Source organism: Streptomyces sp. enrichment culture (assembly GCF_964273145.1).
Classification (GTDB): domain Bacteria; phylum Actinomycetota; class Actinomycetes; order Streptomycetales; family Streptomycetaceae; genus Streptomyces.
Map to the genome: position 1 here is coordinate 2,797,003 of NZ_OZ186873.1, position 15,893 is coordinate 2,812,895.

The 15,893-nt window shown below is 73.1% G+C and carries 17 protein-coding genes; 7 read left to right on the plus strand and 10 right to left on the minus strand.

The window, feature by feature from the left end; genetic code table 11:
* Positions 1 to 78: 78 nt before the first annotated feature.
* On the minus strand, positions 79 to 387 hold the full coding sequence (locus tag ACSU6Z_RS12530; protein WP_437045286.1) for a hypothetical protein: 309 nt from the start codon (positions 385 to 387) through the stop codon (positions 79 to 81).
* 515 nt (positions 388 to 902) lie between these two features.
* On the opposite strand from ACSU6Z_RS12530, the gene ACSU6Z_RS12535 reads away from it, so the two are divergent.
* The gene (locus ACSU6Z_RS12535) at positions 903 to 1,460 is read left to right on the plus strand and encodes a DinB family protein (RefSeq protein ID WP_437045288.1); all 558 of its coding nucleotides are present in this window, start codon (positions 903 to 905) and stop codon (positions 1,458 to 1,460) included.
* Positions 1,461 to 1,777: 317 nt separating this feature from the next.
* Here the strand turns inward: ACSU6Z_RS12535 and ACSU6Z_RS12540 are convergent, their stop codons facing one another.
* The 3 genes from ACSU6Z_RS12540 to ACSU6Z_RS12550 form a co-directional block, all read right to left on the minus strand.
* Positions 1,778 to 1,990: a hypothetical protein gene (locus ACSU6Z_RS12540; RefSeq protein WP_437045290.1), complete on the minus strand. Its 213-nt coding sequence runs from the start codon at positions 1,988 to 1,990 to the stop codon at positions 1,778 to 1,780.
* A 92-nt stretch (positions 1,991 to 2,082) separates the two neighbouring features.
* Complete coding sequence (locus ACSU6Z_RS12545) at positions 2,083 to 2,457, minus strand: transcriptional regulator (RefSeq protein ID WP_437045292.1); 375 nt, start codon at positions 2,455 to 2,457, stop codon at positions 2,083 to 2,085.
* Positions 2,454 to 3,284, minus strand: coding sequence for a hypothetical protein (locus ACSU6Z_RS12550; protein WP_437045293.1), 831 nt, complete (start codon positions 3,282 to 3,284; stop codon positions 2,454 to 2,456). The genes ACSU6Z_RS12545 and ACSU6Z_RS12550 overlap by 4 nt, the downstream gene beginning before the upstream one ends.
* A gap of 347 nt (positions 3,285 to 3,631) precedes the next feature.
* On the opposite strand from ACSU6Z_RS12550, the gene ACSU6Z_RS12555 reads away from it, so the two are divergent.
* Entirely contained in the window at positions 3,632 to 4,609 is a 978-nt protein-coding gene (locus ACSU6Z_RS12555; protein WP_437045294.1) for an NAD(P)H-dependent flavin oxidoreductase, read from the plus strand.
* Between the two features lie 182 nt (positions 4,610 to 4,791).
* Here ACSU6Z_RS12555 and ACSU6Z_RS12560 read toward each other — a convergent pair whose 3' ends face one another.
* Positions 4,792 to 5,670: a Cof-type HAD-IIB family hydrolase gene (locus tag ACSU6Z_RS12560; protein ID WP_437045296.1), complete on the minus strand. Its 879-nt coding sequence runs from the start codon at positions 5,668 to 5,670 to the stop codon at positions 4,792 to 4,794.
* Between the two features lie 52 nt (positions 5,671 to 5,722).
* Positions 5,723 to 6,865, minus strand: coding sequence for an ROK family protein (locus tag ACSU6Z_RS12565; protein ID WP_437045298.1), 1,143 nt, complete (start codon positions 6,863 to 6,865; stop codon positions 5,723 to 5,725).
* Positions 6,866 to 6,960: 95 nt separating this feature from the next.
* Here ACSU6Z_RS12565 and ACSU6Z_RS12570 point away from each other — a divergent pair, with 95 nt between their 5' ends.
* The 3 genes from ACSU6Z_RS12570 to ACSU6Z_RS12580 all read left to right on the plus strand — a co-directional run bounded on the left by ACSU6Z_RS12570 (position 6,961) and on the right by ACSU6Z_RS12580 (position 10,591).
* On the plus strand, positions 6,961 to 8,268 hold the full coding sequence (locus ACSU6Z_RS12570) for a YbiU family protein (RefSeq protein WP_437045300.1): 1,308 nt from the start codon (positions 6,961 to 6,963) through the stop codon (positions 8,266 to 8,268).
* A 317-nt stretch (positions 8,269 to 8,585) separates the two neighbouring features.
* A complete protein-coding gene (locus tag ACSU6Z_RS12575) occupies positions 8,586 to 9,128 on the plus strand; it encodes an MOSC domain-containing protein (RefSeq protein ID WP_437045302.1) in 543 nt (180 codons plus the stop codon).
* A 482-nt stretch (positions 9,129 to 9,610) separates the two neighbouring features.
* A complete protein-coding gene (locus tag ACSU6Z_RS12580; protein ID WP_437045304.1) occupies positions 9,611 to 10,591 on the plus strand; it encodes a polysaccharide deacetylase family protein in 981 nt (326 codons plus the stop codon).
* Between the two features lie 196 nt (positions 10,592 to 10,787).
* Here the strand turns inward: ACSU6Z_RS12580 and ACSU6Z_RS12585 are convergent, their stop codons facing one another.
* Positions 10,788 to 11,456: a DUF4352 domain-containing protein gene (locus ACSU6Z_RS12585; RefSeq protein ID WP_437045306.1), complete on the minus strand. Its 669-nt coding sequence runs from the start codon at positions 11,454 to 11,456 to the stop codon at positions 10,788 to 10,790.
* 324 nt (positions 11,457 to 11,780) lie between these two features.
* Here ACSU6Z_RS12585 and ACSU6Z_RS12590 point away from each other — a divergent pair, with 324 nt between their 5' ends.
* Both ACSU6Z_RS12590 and ACSU6Z_RS12595 read left to right on the plus strand, forming a co-directional pair.
* Positions 11,781 to 12,239, plus strand: coding sequence for a MarR family winged helix-turn-helix transcriptional regulator (locus tag ACSU6Z_RS12590; RefSeq protein ID WP_437045308.1), 459 nt, complete (start codon positions 11,781 to 11,783; stop codon positions 12,237 to 12,239).
* 249 nt (positions 12,240 to 12,488) lie between these two features.
* Entirely contained in the window at positions 12,489 to 13,001 is a 513-nt protein-coding gene (locus tag ACSU6Z_RS12595; protein ID WP_437045310.1) for a glutathione peroxidase, read from the plus strand.
* 187 nt (positions 13,002 to 13,188) lie between these two features.
* On the opposite strand, the gene ACSU6Z_RS12600 is transcribed toward ACSU6Z_RS12595, so the two are convergent.
* The 3 genes from ACSU6Z_RS12600 to ACSU6Z_RS12610 form a co-directional block, all read right to left on the minus strand.
* The gene (locus ACSU6Z_RS12600; protein ID WP_358780693.1) at positions 13,189 to 13,380 is read right to left on the minus strand and encodes a DUF397 domain-containing protein; all 192 of its coding nucleotides are present in this window, start codon (positions 13,378 to 13,380) and stop codon (positions 13,189 to 13,191) included.
* 236 nt (positions 13,381 to 13,616) lie between these two features.
* Complete coding sequence (locus tag ACSU6Z_RS12605; protein WP_437045312.1) at positions 13,617 to 14,474, minus strand: helix-turn-helix domain-containing protein; 858 nt, start codon at positions 14,472 to 14,474, stop codon at positions 13,617 to 13,619.
* Between the two features lie 474 nt (positions 14,475 to 14,948).
* A complete protein-coding gene (locus ACSU6Z_RS12610) occupies positions 14,949 to 15,701 on the minus strand; it encodes a GOLPH3/VPS74 family protein (protein WP_437045314.1) in 753 nt (250 codons plus the stop codon).
* Between the last annotated feature and the right edge of the window lie 192 nt (positions 15,702 to 15,893).

Consider the following 15,893-nt stretch of genomic DNA (forward strand, 5'->3'; position numbering starts at 1 on the left):
TCTCGGGCGCCTTGTCCGCGCTCCCGCCCGGTCCGCGTGCTCGCCGTCGGGGGCGGCCGGGGCACGAGGGGGAGACGGTCAGTGGAGGATGACCCTCCAGCGCTCGACCCACCGGTGCCGGCCGCCGCCCGGTCCCCGGAGCAGTACGCGGTCGTCCTCCAGGCGCCAGACGGTTCCGTACAGCGTCGCGTCGGGGAGATCCACCCGCACGGTGTCGTGGACCTCCAGGTCCGTTTCGACCGGGCGGGACCAGGCGTGGCCGCAGCGGTCACAGGTGTAGCCGACCGCGAGGGGCCCGGCGGCGCGGGGCGGGGTGCCCAGGCGGACCGCTTCGTCGGCACAGCGGGGGCACGGGTCCGCGGTGTGCGGACCTATCAGGCGGGACACCGAGTGATCCTGCGGTACGACAGCCGAGTACAGCGACCCGCGCGCCCGTCAGTGCCCCGATCGCCGCCCGAGCCCGTTCCGCGGCCTGGTCGACCACGCGGCCGAAAGCCCCGTCTTCTCGCGGCGGGGAGCCCGTGGGAGCGCGCGGTTCCGCAGCTACGTCCGCCATGCCACTCCCCACCGGGCAGCCCCGATCCGGTCACGGTCGTGCGGCATCGGGCGATCGGGCGGTGAGTGTCTGACCGCGTGACGACGCCGGCGGGCGGCGGCGGACGAGCACGGGCGCCCGCGGATCATCACCCCAGGCGAAAGGCGCGCCAACCGCGGGCCGAGCCTCTGCCCGAGCCGCTTCGGGACGAAGAGGCCGTGCATGCGGATCCCGCCGCCCGGGGGGTGGGGTCCCAGGTCGAGGCTCAACGTCCTTGTCCCTCCGGCCATGTGGGTCAGGACCTGGCCTACATGGCCCCTAGCGTTCCCTCTGCCCGGCGGAACACGAACCACGGAAGGCAGCCATCATGAGCGGAACCACGACCGTCGACGAACCGGCCACCCACGACCCGGCCCCCACCGGCGAGCGCGCCGACCTGCTGGAGTCCCTGGCCAAGCATCGGCACTTCCTGCGCTTCACCACCCGTGACCTCACCGACGAGCAGGCCGGGCGCCGGACCACCGCCAGCCGGCTGTGCCTGGGCGGCCTGATCAAACACGTCACTGCTGTCGAGCGGGCCTGGGCGCGGTTCATCCTGGACGGCCCGTCGGCGATGCCCGACTTCACCACCATGACCGAGGCCGACCGGGCCCGGCGGGCCGACGAGTTCCGGATGCTGCCCGGCGAGACGCTGGACGGTGTGCTCCTCGACTACGCCGACACGGCCCGCCGAACCGACGAACTGGTCGCCACCCTCCCCGACCTGAGCGCCACACAACCACTGCCGAAGGCCCCGTGGTCCGAGCCGGGCGCGCGATGGTCGGCCCGCCGGGTGCTGATGCACATCATCGCCGAGACCGCCCAGCACGCCGGCCACGCCGACATCATCCGCGAGTCCCTGGACGGCGCCAGGACCATGGGGTAGCCAGCGGCGCGGCAGGGCGTATCGCTCCCCGCATGAGGGGCGATACGCCCGGTGGCCCCGCACACGCCTTCGCCGCGTGCTTCCGCGTCGGGGGCGCCGGCGAGGCGGCCGGCATCCGGTCCCGACCTCACCGGGCGCGAACGCCGGCGCGTCGGTGCGGCTGGGGCGCACCCACGAACCACGGGACGAAGCCGCTGCGCGGGCCGGGAAGGGCCATCGGATCGGACTCCTGAAACGGGTGTCGCAGGCCCGGGTCCCGCCGGGGGCACGGGTGCGGGGTCCTCACCCATCCAAAGCCGGCGGGTGAGGCCTCCCGGTCACATCGTCTTGGACTCGTCCTCGTCCGTGTCAGGGAACATCAGTCTCGCGCTGAGGCTGACCGCTCCCAGGGATCCCAAGGCGAGACCGTGACGTACCCACCGCATGCCGCCCTCCCAATCCCTGGGGGGACCGAACACCGCCCACGCCGCGACGACGATGCCGACCGCCATGGTCACTATGCCGATGGTGCGCTTTGACCCGGGACTCATGCCCTCATGATCCCCTGTGTCCGTCACGCCCCTCAAGGGCGGCCGGACGGGGAGCGCGGCGAGGCGTGCGCGCGCCTGGCCGGCCGCGGTGGTCATGCCTCCGGCGGGCCGGGCACGGGGCGAGGGGTCTCCAGGCGCAGCACGAGTGCGCGCAGGGCGCGGAGTTCGGCGTCCAGGGCCTGCGCGCCGTCGCGGGTGAGGGCGATCCACGTTCGGGGGCGCCGGCCGGCGTAGCCCTTCTCCAGGGCGATCATTCCCGACTCCTCCAGCACCTTCAGGTGCCGGGACAGGTTTCCGTCGGTGACGGCCAGTTGCCTCTTCAGGAAGCCGAACTCGACCCGGTCGGCCTCGCGGGCGATGGCGAGGATGCCCAGCCGTACGCGCTGGTGGACGGTGTCGTCCAGCGCCTGGGTGGGATGCGGCTCCTCCTGGTCGTCCCGCGCAGCGGTCGAGTCCCCGACGCTCATGGGACGACCGTACCCGTACCGGCGGGACCGGGCGCGCCCCGGCGGCGGGTCACCGCCCACTCGCACAGGCCGGCGAGGAGCAGGAGCGCGGCGAGCAGGAGGGCCTTGGTCTGCGGTCCGTCGGTCCAGTCGGGGTCGGCGGGGTGCTGCCAGGGGAGCCATCCGCTGCCCCAGGAGGCTCCCAGGTACCCGGTGAGCAGCAGGGCGTGGGCGGTGCCGGCCGCTGCGGTGATCCAGCTGCGTTCGGCGATGCCGAGGGCGAGGAGGCCGGTGCCGACCAGGTACCACGGGGAGGCGTAGCTGTTCTCCAGCAGCCTGGCCTCCCACGGCTGGTTCCTGCTGAACAGCAGCGCCGTCAGGGCTGCCGTGATCACTGCGGTGGCCGCGGCGGTCGCCCGGATCCACACGCCGCGCCGGGGGACGACGCCCCGGTCCTCACCGCGCAGGCGGTACCAGCGGGCGACGGCGAACCAGGCGAGGGGAAGGAGCGCGAACCACACGCCCCAGGCCGCGAAGCGCAGGACGGCACCGTCGAACTCGCCCTCGAGACAAGGGGTTCCCGGTTCGTGGACGACGCACAGGCCGGTCAGCTCGGCGTGGGCGAAGAGCGGGTAGGAGGCGACGGAGCGCCCGTGTGCTCCGAAGTTGAAGGCGTACCGGGCGATCGGGACGGCCGCCAGGGCGAGGAGTCCGAAGCCGAGGAGGGGGGCCCACGCGCCGTTCGTCAGTGTGCGGGTCCTGGCCCGCAGGCCCTCCGCCACGGCCAGCAGGGCGGCCGCGTCCTCCCTCGGTTCGGGTTCCGCGCTGCTCGGTGCGGGTGCTCCCATGTGTCCCCCCGTGGTCGGCGCTTCGGCGGCGCGGGTGGGCGGACCTGCGGATGGCCGCCCGTCGAGACCTCAACTTTGCAACGCAAAGTACATGGCGGTCAAGAGTGAACGGTGTACCGGCCGGAGCGGCCGGCGCGTGGGGCGAGGGCACCTTCCGGTTCCTGCCGCCTCCGCCCGCCTCGGCCCCCTCGGCCCGCCTCCGCTCGCCTCCGCCCGCCCCTGCCCGCCTCGGTGCGAGCGTCCGCTCCACCGGGCGGCCGGCTCGTCCCCGCCGTGCGCCGAGCACGTCGGCGGTGCAGGATGGGTCGGGGCCGCTCGACTCGCGGCGGCGGCAGCAGGAGGCGGCGATGCTGCGGACGCGGCTGTGCGACGTACTCGGTATCGAGGTGCCCGTCATCGGCGCACCGTACGGACCGTACGAACAGGTCGACCTCGCCGCGGCCGTCTGCGGCGCGGGAGGCCTCGGCAGCCTGGGCACGGCCCTGCGCCCGGTCGCCGACCTGCGGCGCCAGTGGGCCCGCATGCGCGAGCTCACCGACCGCCCGTTCGCCGTCAACCACACCCTCCGGCCCCTGAACGAGGAGGCCTTCCAGGCCACGCTCGACGAGCGGCCGGCCGCGATCTCCTTCCACCTCGGGGTGCCCGGGGACCTGATCCGGCGCGCCCGCGACGCGGGCATCCTGTGGATCCAGCAGGTCATGGACGTCCGGCAGGCCGAGCAGGCGGCACGCGCGGGTGCGGACGTCATCGTCGCCCAGGGCGGCGAGGCGGGCGGTCAGGGCGGTGAGGTGTCCACCATGGTGCTGGTCCCCCAGGTCGTGGACGTGGCGGGGGACACGCCCGTCGTCGCCGCGGGCGGGATCGCCGACGGCCGGGGGCTGGCGGCGGCGCTCGCCCTGGGCGCCCAGGGAGTGGCCATCGGTACGCGGCTGCTCGCGTCGGTGGAGATGGCCGTCTCCGATGAGTGGAAGAACCGGATCGTCGCCGCCGACGCCCGCGACACGGTCAAACTGGCCCACAGCGACAGGTTCATGCCGCCGTTCTCCCGGCCCGACGCCTACGGCTCCCCCCGGTCCCTGCGCACGCCGTTCCTGGAGGACGCCGAAGCGCACCCCGAGCGGGTACGGCCGGCCGAGGCCGGCCCCCTCCTCGTGGAGGCGGTGCTCACCGGACGGGGGCACGAGTTCCTGCCGTTCACCGGCCAGTCCGCGGCCCTCGTCCACGACATCCTGCCGGCGGCCGAGATCGTACGGCGGATCGTCGACGAGGCGGAGGCGGTCCTGCGCCGGACCGCCGACGCGTGCGCGCGCGGCATGCCGCACTGATCACGCCGCTGACGACGCCGCCCGTCACGCCGCTGCCCGGCCGCGGAGCGGCGGCCCCGGAAAGCCCCTCGCCGGCCGGCGCCCCCGCGCGCACGGCGAACAGCCGGACGACGGGCGGGCGGGGTGCGCGCCGCCCGCCCGTCCGCCGTCCCGGCCGGCGGCAGCGGTCGGAGCGGGCCCGTTCAGATGCCGAGGACGGTCCTGATGGTGCGGATGACGCCGTCGTCGCTGTGGGCGGGGGCGAGGTGGCGTGCGCGGCGGATGACGTCCGGGTGGGCGTTGGCCATGGCGTACGACCAGTCGGCGGCGTCGAGCATGCCGAGGTCGTTGAGGTAGTCCCCGAACGCCATGGTCTGGGCCGGTCCGATGCCCAGGTGCCGCTGGAGGCGGCGCACGGCGGCGCCCTTGTCGGCGGCGGGGTTCATGAGGTCGATCCAGTGCTCGCTGGAGACGACCACCCGGAGGGTGTCGGCGAAGGCGGCCAGGGCCGGTGCCGTGGTGCGTTCGGCCGGGCCGAAGGTGAAGACGGCGACCTTGACGATCTCGTCGTCGACCGCGGTGGCGTCGTCGACGAGGCGGTGCGCGCGGTAGTACTTGTCCACTTCGGTGAGGAAGGCGCGGTCGCCGCGCTCGGTGTACGCCGAGCGCTTGCCGCAGACGACGACGCCCGCGTCCACGCCCCCGTCCACCAGGTCCCGGACGGACTCGACGACGCGGGCGGACACGGCGGGGTCGAGCACGTCGGAGGAGAGTTCCCGCCCGTCGCGGACGACGAAGGCCCCGTTCTCGGCGATGTGGACCATGCCGTCGTCGGCTCCGGCGAAGAGGTGGGCCAGGGTGGCGTACTGCCGGCCGCTGGCCGGGCTGAAGACGACGTCCCGGCGGCGCAGTTCGTCCAGCAGCGGCCACAGGCCCCGCGGTATGCGTCCGTCGGCGTCCAGCAGCGTGCCGTCCATGTCCGTGACGATGAGCCGGATGTCGGGGTGTGCGGGGGCCGGGGGGTTCGGGAGGTGCGGGGGGTGCGAGGGGTACGGGAGGTGCGCGGTGTGACCGGTGCTCATGGTGATCCTGGTGAGTGGGGAAGCGGGCGATCGGGGCGGAAGGGGGTGGTGGTCATCGGTGGGGCGCGGGGTGGGCCGAGCGGACGACGAGGGAGCGGAGTTCGTCGACCGCTCGGGCGCGTGCGCCGGTCAGTTCGGGCAGGGTCAGGACGGCCGCGGCGACCGGGACGGGGCGCGGCGTGCGCCGGAAGTGCTCCTCGATCGCGGCGATCATGCGGGGGTGGGAGCCCCACGCCCCGCCGACGACGACGGTCCGCGGGTCGGCCAGGGAGACGGCGGCCGACAGGACGCCGCCGACGGCGCGCGCCAGCGCCGTGCGGATCCGGTCGGCCCCGGCGCCCGGTGTTTCGAGGATCTCCAGGAGGCGGGGGACGTCGACGGCGGTGGAGGCCGGCCGGCGCAGGCCCAGCGCGGCGAACACCTCGGTGAAGGCCATGGCCCGCCCGTCCGGCCCCGCGGTGCACAGGTGGGCGATCTCCCCGACGAGCCCGCGGTGGCCGCGGCGCACGGTGCCGTCGCTCATCACGGCGCAGCCCAGTCCCTCGCCGAGGTGGAGGTAGACGAAGTCGTCGACGCCCTGCGCGCATCCGTTCTCGTACTCGGCCCGGGCGGCCCAGTTGACGTCGTTGTCCACCAGGACGGGGCCGGTCACCGTGTCCGCCAGGACGGCGGGCGGGTCGAGCGCCCCCACGAGGAAGGGGGCGTCGGGCAGCTGCACCAGCCGGCCCGACGCGCGGTCCACGGGGTCGGCCGCGCTCACCACCGCCAGGCGCAGCGGACCGCCGGTCCGGCCCTTCAGGTCCTCGGCCGCCGCGGTGAGCGCGCGCCCGGCCGCCTCCTGTCCCGCGTCCGCCTCCAGGGCCGTACGGATCCGCCCCCGTGTGCGGCCCCGGGCGTCGACGGCCTCGGCGGTGACGCCGCATGGGGTGATGCTCGCCACCAGGGCCGTGCCGAGGTGCGGGGCGAGCGCGTAATAGGAGCCGATCCGGCCGCGTCCGGTGGTGCGCTCGCCGGTGTCCACCACCAGTCCGGCCCGCTCGAGGCGCTGGACGCTGTCGGAGACGGTGGGCTTGGAGATGCCGGTCGCGGTGGCGATCTCCGCCCGGGTAAGGCGGTCGCGGGTCATGAGGGCGCGCAGCACGTTCTCGTCCGTCAGCCCCCGCAGCAGCTCCAGGGACGGCTTCGGCGGGTTCATGCCGCCATTCTAGTAAGGAGTGTTGCCAAAAGGGCCGGGAGGTGCCTACCGTCGGATTCAGCATCTGGTTAGGAGTCCTTACCAAAGGAGCTGGGATGACTCTCGCCGCCGCACCGCACCCCCTTCCCGACCTGCCGCACTGGGACCGGCCCCCCGAGGACCCCGCCGCCGCCGTCCGCGAGATCAAGTCCGCCCTGCGGGCCCGCATGGAAGCCTCCGGCCGCTCGGTCGAGGAGGTGTTCGCCGCCGTCGAGCGGCGCGTCGAGGCGCGCATCGCCGAGATCGAGGCCGAGCGCGAGCGCGGCGGGGAGGTCTGGCCCGTCCTGGACTTCGAGGCGATCGCGAGCGGAACGGTCACCCCCGCCCAGAAGGCCGAGGTCAGGAAGCGGGGCTGCCTCGTCGTCCGCGGGCACTTCCCGCGCGGGCAGGCGCTGGCGTGGGACGCCGACATCGTCGACTACGTCGAGCGCAACAGGTTCTTCGAGACCTACTCCGGCCCCGGCGACGACTTCTTCGGCAGCGTCGGCTCCAAGCCGGAGATCTACCCGATCTACTGGTCGCAGGCGCAGATGCAGGCCCGGCAGTCGCGGCGGATGGCCACCGTCCAGTCCTTCCTGAACTCGTTCTGGAAGGACACCGACGAGGACGGGACCCGGTGGTTCGACCCCGACCGCCACGCGATGTACCCCGACCGCATCCGGCGCCGCCCCCCGGGCACCGACTCCGCCGGCCTGGGCGCCCACTGCGATTCCGGCACCCTGGACCTGTGGATGACCAGGGAGTACCAGCGGGCGTTCCGCCACCTCTACAGCGGCGACGTCGAGCGGTACGACCCCTGGGACGCCGCGCACCGCACCGCCGGACCCCAGTACCCCGGCTCCACCATGTGCTCCGCCTTCCGCACCTTCCAGGGCTGGACCGCCCTGTCCGACATGGACGCCGACCAGGGCGTCCTGCACACCGTGCCGGTCCCGGAGGCCATGGCCCGCCTGCTGCTGCGGCCGCTGCTGCCGGACGTCCCCGAGGACTCCCTGTGCGGCGTGCGCACCGACCAGGTCTTCCCCGTCACCAAGCGCTGGCACCCCTCCCTCCACCGGGCCCTGACCCCCATCCCCGACATCCGGGCCGGCGACTCCGTCTGGTGGCACTGCGACATGGTCCACAGCGTCGCCCCGGTCCGGAACCAGAAGGGCTGGGGCAACGTCATGTACATCCCCGCCGCGCCCTGGTGCCCCCGCAACGAGGAGTACGCCGTCGGCGTCCGCGAGGCGTTCGCCACGGGCTCGAGCCCCGGCGACTTCCCCGGGGAGCACTACGAGCGCTCCTGGAGCGGCCGCTTCACCGCCGACCGGCTCGACGGGACGGGCCGCCGCGGGCTCGGCCTCGACCTGCGGCACCCGTGAGGCCGGGGCCCCGCGGATCCGGGAGAACCACGCGGGGCGGTCCCCCCCCTCCCCCCCGGGCCGGGTGGCCTCCTGCCGGCGCCCCGCCGCCGGCCTCCGCGTGGGTCACGGCCGGCGTGAGCCGTCGGCGCGCCTTGCCGCACGTTCTCCCCGCCCCGCTTCCGGGTCCGAACGGGCGCGGTGGCGGTGACAGCGGTTCGAGCACGCGCGGCCGCAGCCGGCGCGTCGGCGGGGCCCGGCGGGACTATTGCGCGGCGAGGCCCCGGAGTTAGGGTCGTGACCGGCCACGCGGGGTGGCCCGGGAGGGGGTTTCGAGGATGCGCGGGACAGTGACGGCGGTCAGCAGCAACGACGAGCACTCGTTCACCAAGCCGAACCGGGACAGCGTCACGCTGCTCGCCGGACTCGGCGTGGAGGGCGACGTACACGCCGGCGTGACGGTCAAGCACCGCTCGCGGGTGGCGCAGGACCCCACCCAGCCGAACCTCCGCCAGGTGCACCTCATCCACGAGGAGCTCTTCGCCGAGCTCGACGCGGAGGGGTTCGAGGTGGCGCCGGGCGACCTCGGCGAGAACATCACCACCCGCGGCATCGACCTGCTCGCCCTGCCGGTCGGCACGCTGCTGCGGTGCGGCGACGACGCGGTGCTGGAAGTGACCGGCCTGCGCAACCCGTGCCTGCAGATCGACGCCTTCCAGGCCGGGCTGCTGAAGCAGGTCGTCGGGCGCGACGAGGCCGGGAACATCGTGCGCAAGGCCGGGATCATGAGCATCGTGAAGGAGGGCGGCGTGGTGCGCCCGGGCGACGCGATCACAGTGGAGCTTCCCAGCGGGCCGCACCGGCCCTTGGAGCGGGTCTGACGTCTGCCGCCCCCGGCGGGCCGTGCCCGGACGTCGGCGACAACATGATCGGGAAAACTTTCGAAACATTCGGAACGGCCGGCCCGCCTTTCCCTTGAGGGGATCGCCGCGATCACGCGGACGATGCCGAGCCGTGCCCCGACAGGAAGAATCACTCCAGGGTGCGCACTGTCCGCGTGCACCCCACCCAACCGCATGTTTCGAAATCATTGCCGAAACTGTTGACAGTTGACGGGGTCATACCAAAACTGTTCGCCATCGGCAGGGCCCAGGCGCGTCACCCCGGGCCGCCGCCACATCCCGCTCCCCCGGCCGCCCGGTCCGCGACGGCCGGCCGAACCCCAGGTCCCGGTCGCCGAACCCGACGGCAACGGCAACAACCGGGGCGCCGCCATCCAGCACGACGGCGACCGGACCTGGCCGACGGTCACCCGCAGCACGACCTGTCCCCGCACCCCACCGACGCTGGAGGACCACTCCGCATGAGAACCAGACCGCGCCGCTCGCTGCGCTCCTTGGCCACCGGACTGGCCGCCGTCGCCATGGCAGCCGCGAGCACCCTCACCGTCAACGCCGCCCCGGCGCAGGCCGCGGCCTGCAGCGGGTACGTCGGCCTCACCTTCGACGACGGCCCGTCCGGCACCACGCAGAGCCTGCTCGACGCGCTCAAGCGGAACGGGCTGCGGGCCACGATGTTCAACCAGGGCCAGTACGCCGCCGCCAACCCCGCCCTGGTCCGCGCCCAGGTCGACGCCGGCATGTGGGTCGCCAACCACAGCTACACCCACCCGCACCTGACCCAGCTGAGCCAGTCGCAGATCGACTCGGAGATCTCCCGGACCCAGCAGGCCATCGCCGGCGCGGGCGGCGGCACCCCGAAGCTGTTCCGTCCGCCGTACGGCGAGACCAACGCAACCGTGAAGTCGGTCGCGGCCAAGTACGGCCTGACCGAGATCATCTGGGACGTCGACTCGCAGGACTGGAACGGCGCCAGCACCGACGCGATCGTGCAGGCCGCCGGCCGGCTCACCAACGGCCAGATCTTCCTCATGCACGACTGGTCCGCCAACACCCTCGCCGCGATCCCGCGCATCGCGCAGGTGCTGGCCTCCCGCGGCCTGTGCGCCGGGATGATCTCCCCGCAGACCGGCCGCGCCGTGGCTCCCGACGGCGGCGGTTCGGGCGGCGGCGGCAACGGCGGCTGCACCGCGACCCTCTCCGCCGGCCAGCAGTGGAGCGACCGCTACAACCTCAACGTCTCGGTCACCGGCTCCAGCAACTGGACCGTCACCATGAACGTCCCCTCCCCCGCCAAGGTCCTCTCCACCTGGAACGTCAGCGCCAGCTACCCCAGCTCCCAGGTCCTGGTCGCCAAACCCGGCGGCAGCGGCAACAACTGGGGCGCCACCATCCAGCACAACGGCAACCGGACCTGGCCGACGGTCACCTGCAGCACGACCTGACCCCACCCCGCACCGCAACACCCCGGGGGACGGAACGCCGCAGGCCGGCCGGGGCCGGGCCGGCGGGGCTTCCAGTCCGTGGCCACGCCCCGAGGAGCGGTGCGCGGGATCCCGCCCGGTCCCCCGAAGCGGTCCCTGGAGACGGCACCGGGGGGCACCTCGGCCGGCGCCGGCCAGCAGGTGACGGCGCGTCCGGTCAGGAGACGTCGACGCGGACCGGGTCGCCGAAGAGGCCGTCGGTGAAGGTCACGTACTTGGGGGTGAACGACCCCTTGCCGGTGACGGTGCCGGAGGCGTTCTCGCCGGCCGCCAACTTCACGGTGTCGATCTGGTTCTCGTCGACGGCGAGTTCGGCCGTGTGCTTGGTGCCGCCGGTGTCCGTGATCGTGAAGTACAACGGGTTGACGTCGACCTGCTCGCCGCCGTTGTTCGTGACGGTGACGAGGACGCTGGTGTAGTCGGTGCCGTCGGCGAGGATCGTCTTCGCGAACGCCGTCCTCCTGGCCGTGACCTCGACGGGGCCCTGGGCTTGCGCCCCTTGCGCGGGCCGGGAGTCGCCCCTCTCCCGCGCGGGCTCCTCCCGCGTCCCCTCGCCGGTCTCCTGCCGGCCGTCGGCGACGGCGGTCCCGTCCTTGCCGCCGTCGCCACCGGAGTCACCGCTGCCGGCCACGACGCCGGTGACGACGAGGAGCGCGAGGAGGCCCGCACAGCCGATCCCGACGACCTTCCCGACGCCGCGCTTCTTCGGCGGCTGCGGAGGGAGACCGTAGACGGACTGCTGCGGAGGTCCACCCCATCCGGGCTGCGGCGGATACGACTGCTGCGGGTGCGGTGGCTGCGGGTACTGCGGGTACTGCGGGTTCACGTTGCTCCCCGAGGTCCTTCCGTGCATTGCAGGTGTAGGACTCGGGAAGATGCCGCAGGGTTGCGCAAACTCGAAAAATATCTTCTATGAGCGATACGGCCCGCCATAGAGCAAAACGGTAAATTCCCCTGCGATCAGGGGCTTTCGACCCCTTCGGCATTTCCGCACCCGGCCGCACCATGGTGCTCACCCGTCGCACACACCGCCGGGAATCGCATCCGCGCTCCCTTGACCTCGATCAAACTTGAGGTCCTACCGTCGGCCTCACCGATCCGGGCCCCGCCAGCGGGCGGAGCCCGGTGGCCTACTGCGGAAGGACCAGCCATGCAGTACTCGCACAGTGACGCCGAACTGCTCCGGCAGCCCATCGGATACTGGAGTTGGGCGGCCTACAAGGCCGTCGTCACCCGTACCCGGACCGCCCTCGCCGAGATCGGCATCACCCAGCCGCAGTGGTGGGTCCTCGCCCAGGTCGCGGGCGCCGACACGGTCAAGACGCGCGACGAGGTCTCCCGTCTCCTGCGGAACTACCTGGACACCGGCCCGCAGGCCATGGAGGCGGAGATCGACGCGACCATCGCCCGGGGCTGGATCACCGAGGACGCCGGGGGGCGCCTGGACGTCACCCCCGAGGGCAGGGCGTTCTACGACAGGGCCGCCGCCCTCCAGGACGACCTGTGGGCGGAACGGCACGCGGGCATCTCCGACGAGGAGTACCTGACCACTCTCAAGGTGCTCCAGCGGTTCATCCACAACACGGGCGGGCGGGCCTGGCACCACTGAGCCGCCGCGACCGGGCAGGAGCCGCATCCGCGGGTGCCGCCCGACGCGGGGCCGGAAGGCGGCGGGCGGGCCGGTCGGTGCCGTACTCGCGGACGGCGCCCGGGGAGGCCCTCATGCGGGCGGCGCGAGCGGAGACCGGGCCGGTGGCCGGTACCGGGGACACGGGAGCGCCGAAGCACCGGGATGCCGGAGGCGCCGGAGATTCCGGAGGTTCCGGAGGGGGCGCTCCGAGGGGGTTACCATCCGCCCATGACGACCTCGGACATCACAGACGACTCCCCTCTCACCGTCGGCATCGGCGCCCTCCAGGGCGGTCCCGCCGACCTCGGCCAGTACGCCGGCCAGGTCGTGCTGATCGTGAACGTGGCCTCCAAGTGCGGGCTGACCCCGCAGTACACGGGCCTGGAGCGGCTGCACGAGCGGTACGCGGACCGCGGGTTCACCGTGCTCGGCGTGCCGTGCAACCAGTTCCTCGGGCAGGAGCCGGGCAGCGCCGAGGAGATCGCCGCGTTCTGTTCGGCGACGTACGGCGTGACCTTCCCAATGACCGAGAAGGTGGAGGTCAACGGGGAGAACCGGCATCCGCTGTACGAGCGGCTCGTCGGCTTCGCGGACGCCGAGGGGCACAGCGGCGACGTCCGCTGGAACTTCGAGAAGTTCCTGATCGGGCGGGACGGCCGGGTCGTCGCCCGGTTCGCGCCGCAGACCGATCCGGAGGCGCCCGAGCTGGTGGCCGCGATCGAGGAGCGGCTGGCCGGCTGAGTCCGCACGGGGGGCGGGGTCGGGGGTCCTGGCCGTCGGGGGCGTGCTTCGCCGGGGGCGGGGCGGCGGGAGGCGGGTGCGGGCACGGACCGAGCCCTCTCGGCTAGGACGGCGAACTGGTCGAGAGGGCTCTGGTCGTGCGGTCGGTGCGACCGCGCGGCCGGTATGGCCGGGGGGTCGGCCGCCGCTACGCCTTGACCGAGGCCACGAAGGCGTTCCACGCGTTGGCGGGGAAGGCCAGGGTGGGGCCCTCGGGGACCTTGGAGTCGCGGACGGCCAGTGCTGCCGTGGACGGGGACTTGACCTCGACGCACGCGCCGTTTCCTCCGGAATAGGAGGACTTGGTCCAGGTGTCCGTGGCGCCCTGAAGAATTGCCATGTTTGCTCCGGTGGCGAGTTGCTGAGTGCTGTCGCCGCGCCGCGGGCCCGCTGGGGGCCCGCAGTACGGATCGCGCCAATGACGTGTGATCGTTGGCGTGATCGACGCTACTCGCTGCCCCCTCTGTTCGGCGCAGCCATTCACTCGACCGGATGCCATATTCCATGTGGTTCTTCGGCCCGTCGTGGCGGCGGTGTAGCATCCCCACCCCGCCACGGCGGAGAGCCGGCGGGAGGTCAGCGGGCGTAGTCCTTCGCCATGTCCTCGATGAGCCGGCGGGACTGCTCCACGTTCAGCGCCTGGGCCCGCAGGTGCTCGTACATCACGCTGTACTTCTGCACGTCGTGCGCCTTCTCCAGGTACAGGTCGCTGGTCACGCCCTCGATGTACACGACGCTGGAGTCGGCCGCGTCGGCGAACTCCAGGATCGAGTACTGGCCGTTGATGCCGGGGTGCGCGCCGACGCCGAACGGCAGCACCTGCACGGTGATGTGCGGCAGCTGCGACATCTCGGCGACGTGCTCCAACTGTTCCCGCATGATCTGGCGGCCGCCGACGACCCGGTGCAGGGAGGCCTCGTCGAGGACCACCCACAGCCTCAGCGGGTTGGCGTCGGTGGTCACGCGCTCCTGTCGCCGTATCCGCACCTGGACACGCTTCTCGATGTCGGCGGCCGACGTCTCCGGCAGGGCCCCCTGGATGAGGGCCTCGGCGTACGGCCGGGTCTGCAGCAGACCGGTGATGATCTGGGGTTCGTAGGTCCGCAGCGACTCCGCGTCGGTCTCCAGACCGATGTAGACGCTGTACGGGATGTCGCCGAAGGCGTGCCACCAGCCTTGCTGGCGCGAGTCCTTGGCCATTTGCATCAGCGACTCCACGAGCCGCTGGTCCTCGACCTCGTACACCCCGCACAGGTCGCGGACGTCGCGCTGGCTGATGCTGCGCCGGCCGTTCTCCAGGCGGCTGATCTTCGACTGCGACACCAGCAGCCGCTCCGCCACCTCCTCGGCGGTCATGCCCTTGAGCTCGCGGAGCCGGCGCAGCTCCTGGCCCAGCCGGCGCCGCCTGACGGTGGGATTGACATTGGACGCCACGGGACGTGCACCTCCGGCTGCGTGCCTCGTACTTGCCACTTTGCGTATCTGCTGCTGAGCAGATTGCCACCAAAGGGCTCGTCGGCGCCGGGAAACCGTCGATACGCGTCGCGTACACGCCAGTTCGGGCGACCGTCCGGGAAGCCGCCGGCGGCCGACCGGGCACACCGTTCGGGCCTTCCCGGCACGAAGCCGTGCGGGGCGGTGGACCGTGCCGTCGTCCGGACGTACGGTCCCACCGCCCCGCGCGGACCGGCGGCTCCCGTGCCGGGTCTGTGGGGACGGGCCGGTGCGGCTCCGTCGCACGGCCGTGCGGTCGCGCGGCCGTGCCGCTCCCCGGTCGTGCCGTCACGCGGACCGCGCCGCCGCGCAGCCGTACCGACGCGCCGCCGTGTCAACGTGCCGCCGTGCCGCCGTGTGCCGTACCGCTGCGCCCGGCCCTGCCGATGGTGCGGGCCGGCCGGGCGTGGCCGGTCAGTGCGCCGGGACGCGTGCCATGGGTCCGCGGCGCGGCTGGGACGGGACGCCCCGGGCGTTCTCCGCCACGGGCCCGGTTCCGGCGGCCTGGCGGCCGGCCGGGGCCGGACCGCGGCGCGGCTGGGCCGCCACGCCGTTCTGGACGTCCATCACGGCGTGCGCCACGAGGCCGCCCATCGGGTCGTGCCGGATCAGGTCCCGCAGCCGGGAACGGGACGAGCGGCCCTCGTTGCCCGGGTACAGGTGCTTGCCGAGACCGACCGCGTGGGCGAGCGCGGCGAGCGCCGCCGTCCGCGGGTCCGGCGGTACGCCGGTGCGGATCGCGGTATCCAGCCGGGCCTTGATCTCCCGGCTGATCGCCGTGTCCGTCGCCTGGTAGCGCGTCGTCGGCAGCACCCCGCACATCTGGCCCTCGACGGCATGCACCATGCCGCACCGTTCCAGATGCGAGAGATAGGTCTGGCGGAGCCCGAGACGGGGCCCGCCGATCCAGTGGACGGCCCGTACCGGAGCACCGCGCCTTCGCAGCAACTCCAACGCGCAGTCCAGTGTCGGATCTCCTGTCGGCCGTGGCACCACCACGGCGATACGATCCCCGTCTGGGGCTATCCGTCCGGCCAGCGCCAGCTCCACAAGCTGAGCTCCGGCCAGACCGAGGTCGAGCGACTGCGGCTGCGCAGTGGTACCCGTGGCCGGGTCCAGTGCCAGCAGCAGAAGCTCCTCCGGAAGTGTTCTGCGGCTCCTGCCCATCCATGCCTCCCCGCGTGGATGAATGACAGGGTGACCCCTCTCACATTGGTCTGTCGAGGGTGCGTGCCCGGTTCGTGAGGGAACCGGCAGGTATGTCGTTCTCGTCTACCGCTGGGGTGCGGCCCGCGCACAGGACACTGGTACATGGTTCGGACAGCGCTGCGGAGCGGTGTCCCGGGCGGCGGTTCACGG

Excerpts from the sequence above, each read along its gene's own strand:
- ACSU6Z_RS12535 (WP_437045288.1), top strand. The coding sequence starts at position 903 with ATGAGCGGAACCACGACCGTCGACGAACCGGCCACCCACGACCCGGCC.
- ACSU6Z_RS12540 (WP_437045290.1), bottom strand. The coding sequence starts at position 1,990 with ATGAGTCCCGGGTCAAAGCGCACCATCGGCATAGTGACCATGGCGGTC.
- ACSU6Z_RS12545 (WP_437045292.1), bottom strand. The coding sequence starts at position 2,457 with ATGAGCGTCGGGGACTCGACCGCTGCGCGGGACGACCAGGAGGAGCCG.
- ACSU6Z_RS12550 (WP_437045293.1), bottom strand. The coding sequence starts at position 3,284 with ATGGGAGCACCCGCACCGAGCAGCGCGGAACCCGAACCGAGGGAGGAC.
- ACSU6Z_RS12555 (WP_437045294.1), top strand. The coding sequence starts at position 3,632 with ATGCTGCGGACGCGGCTGTGCGACGTACTCGGTATCGAGGTGCCCGTC.
- ACSU6Z_RS12560 (WP_437045296.1), bottom strand. The coding sequence starts at position 5,670 with ATGAGCACCGGTCACACCGCGCACCTCCCGTACCCCTCGCACCCCCCG.
- ACSU6Z_RS12565 (WP_437045298.1), bottom strand. The coding sequence starts at position 6,865 with ATGAACCCGCCGAAGCCGTCCCTGGAGCTGCTGCGGGGGCTGACGGAC.
- ACSU6Z_RS12570 (WP_437045300.1), top strand. The coding sequence starts at position 6,961 with ATGACTCTCGCCGCCGCACCGCACCCCCTTCCCGACCTGCCGCACTGG.
- ACSU6Z_RS12575 (WP_437045302.1), top strand. The coding sequence starts at position 8,586 with ATGCGCGGGACAGTGACGGCGGTCAGCAGCAACGACGAGCACTCGTTC.
- ACSU6Z_RS12580 (WP_437045304.1), top strand. The coding sequence starts at position 9,611 with ATGAGAACCAGACCGCGCCGCTCGCTGCGCTCCTTGGCCACCGGACTG.
- ACSU6Z_RS12590 (WP_437045308.1), top strand. The coding sequence starts at position 11,781 with ATGCAGTACTCGCACAGTGACGCCGAACTGCTCCGGCAGCCCATCGGA.
- ACSU6Z_RS12595 (WP_437045310.1), top strand. The coding sequence starts at position 12,489 with ATGACGACCTCGGACATCACAGACGACTCCCCTCTCACCGTCGGCATC.
- ACSU6Z_RS12600 (WP_358780693.1), bottom strand. The coding sequence starts at position 13,380 with ATGGCAATTCTTCAGGGCGCCACGGACACCTGGACCAAGTCCTCCTAT.
- ACSU6Z_RS12610 (WP_437045314.1), bottom strand. The coding sequence starts at position 15,701 with ATGGGCAGGAGCCGCAGAACACTTCCGGAGGAGCTTCTGCTGCTGGCA.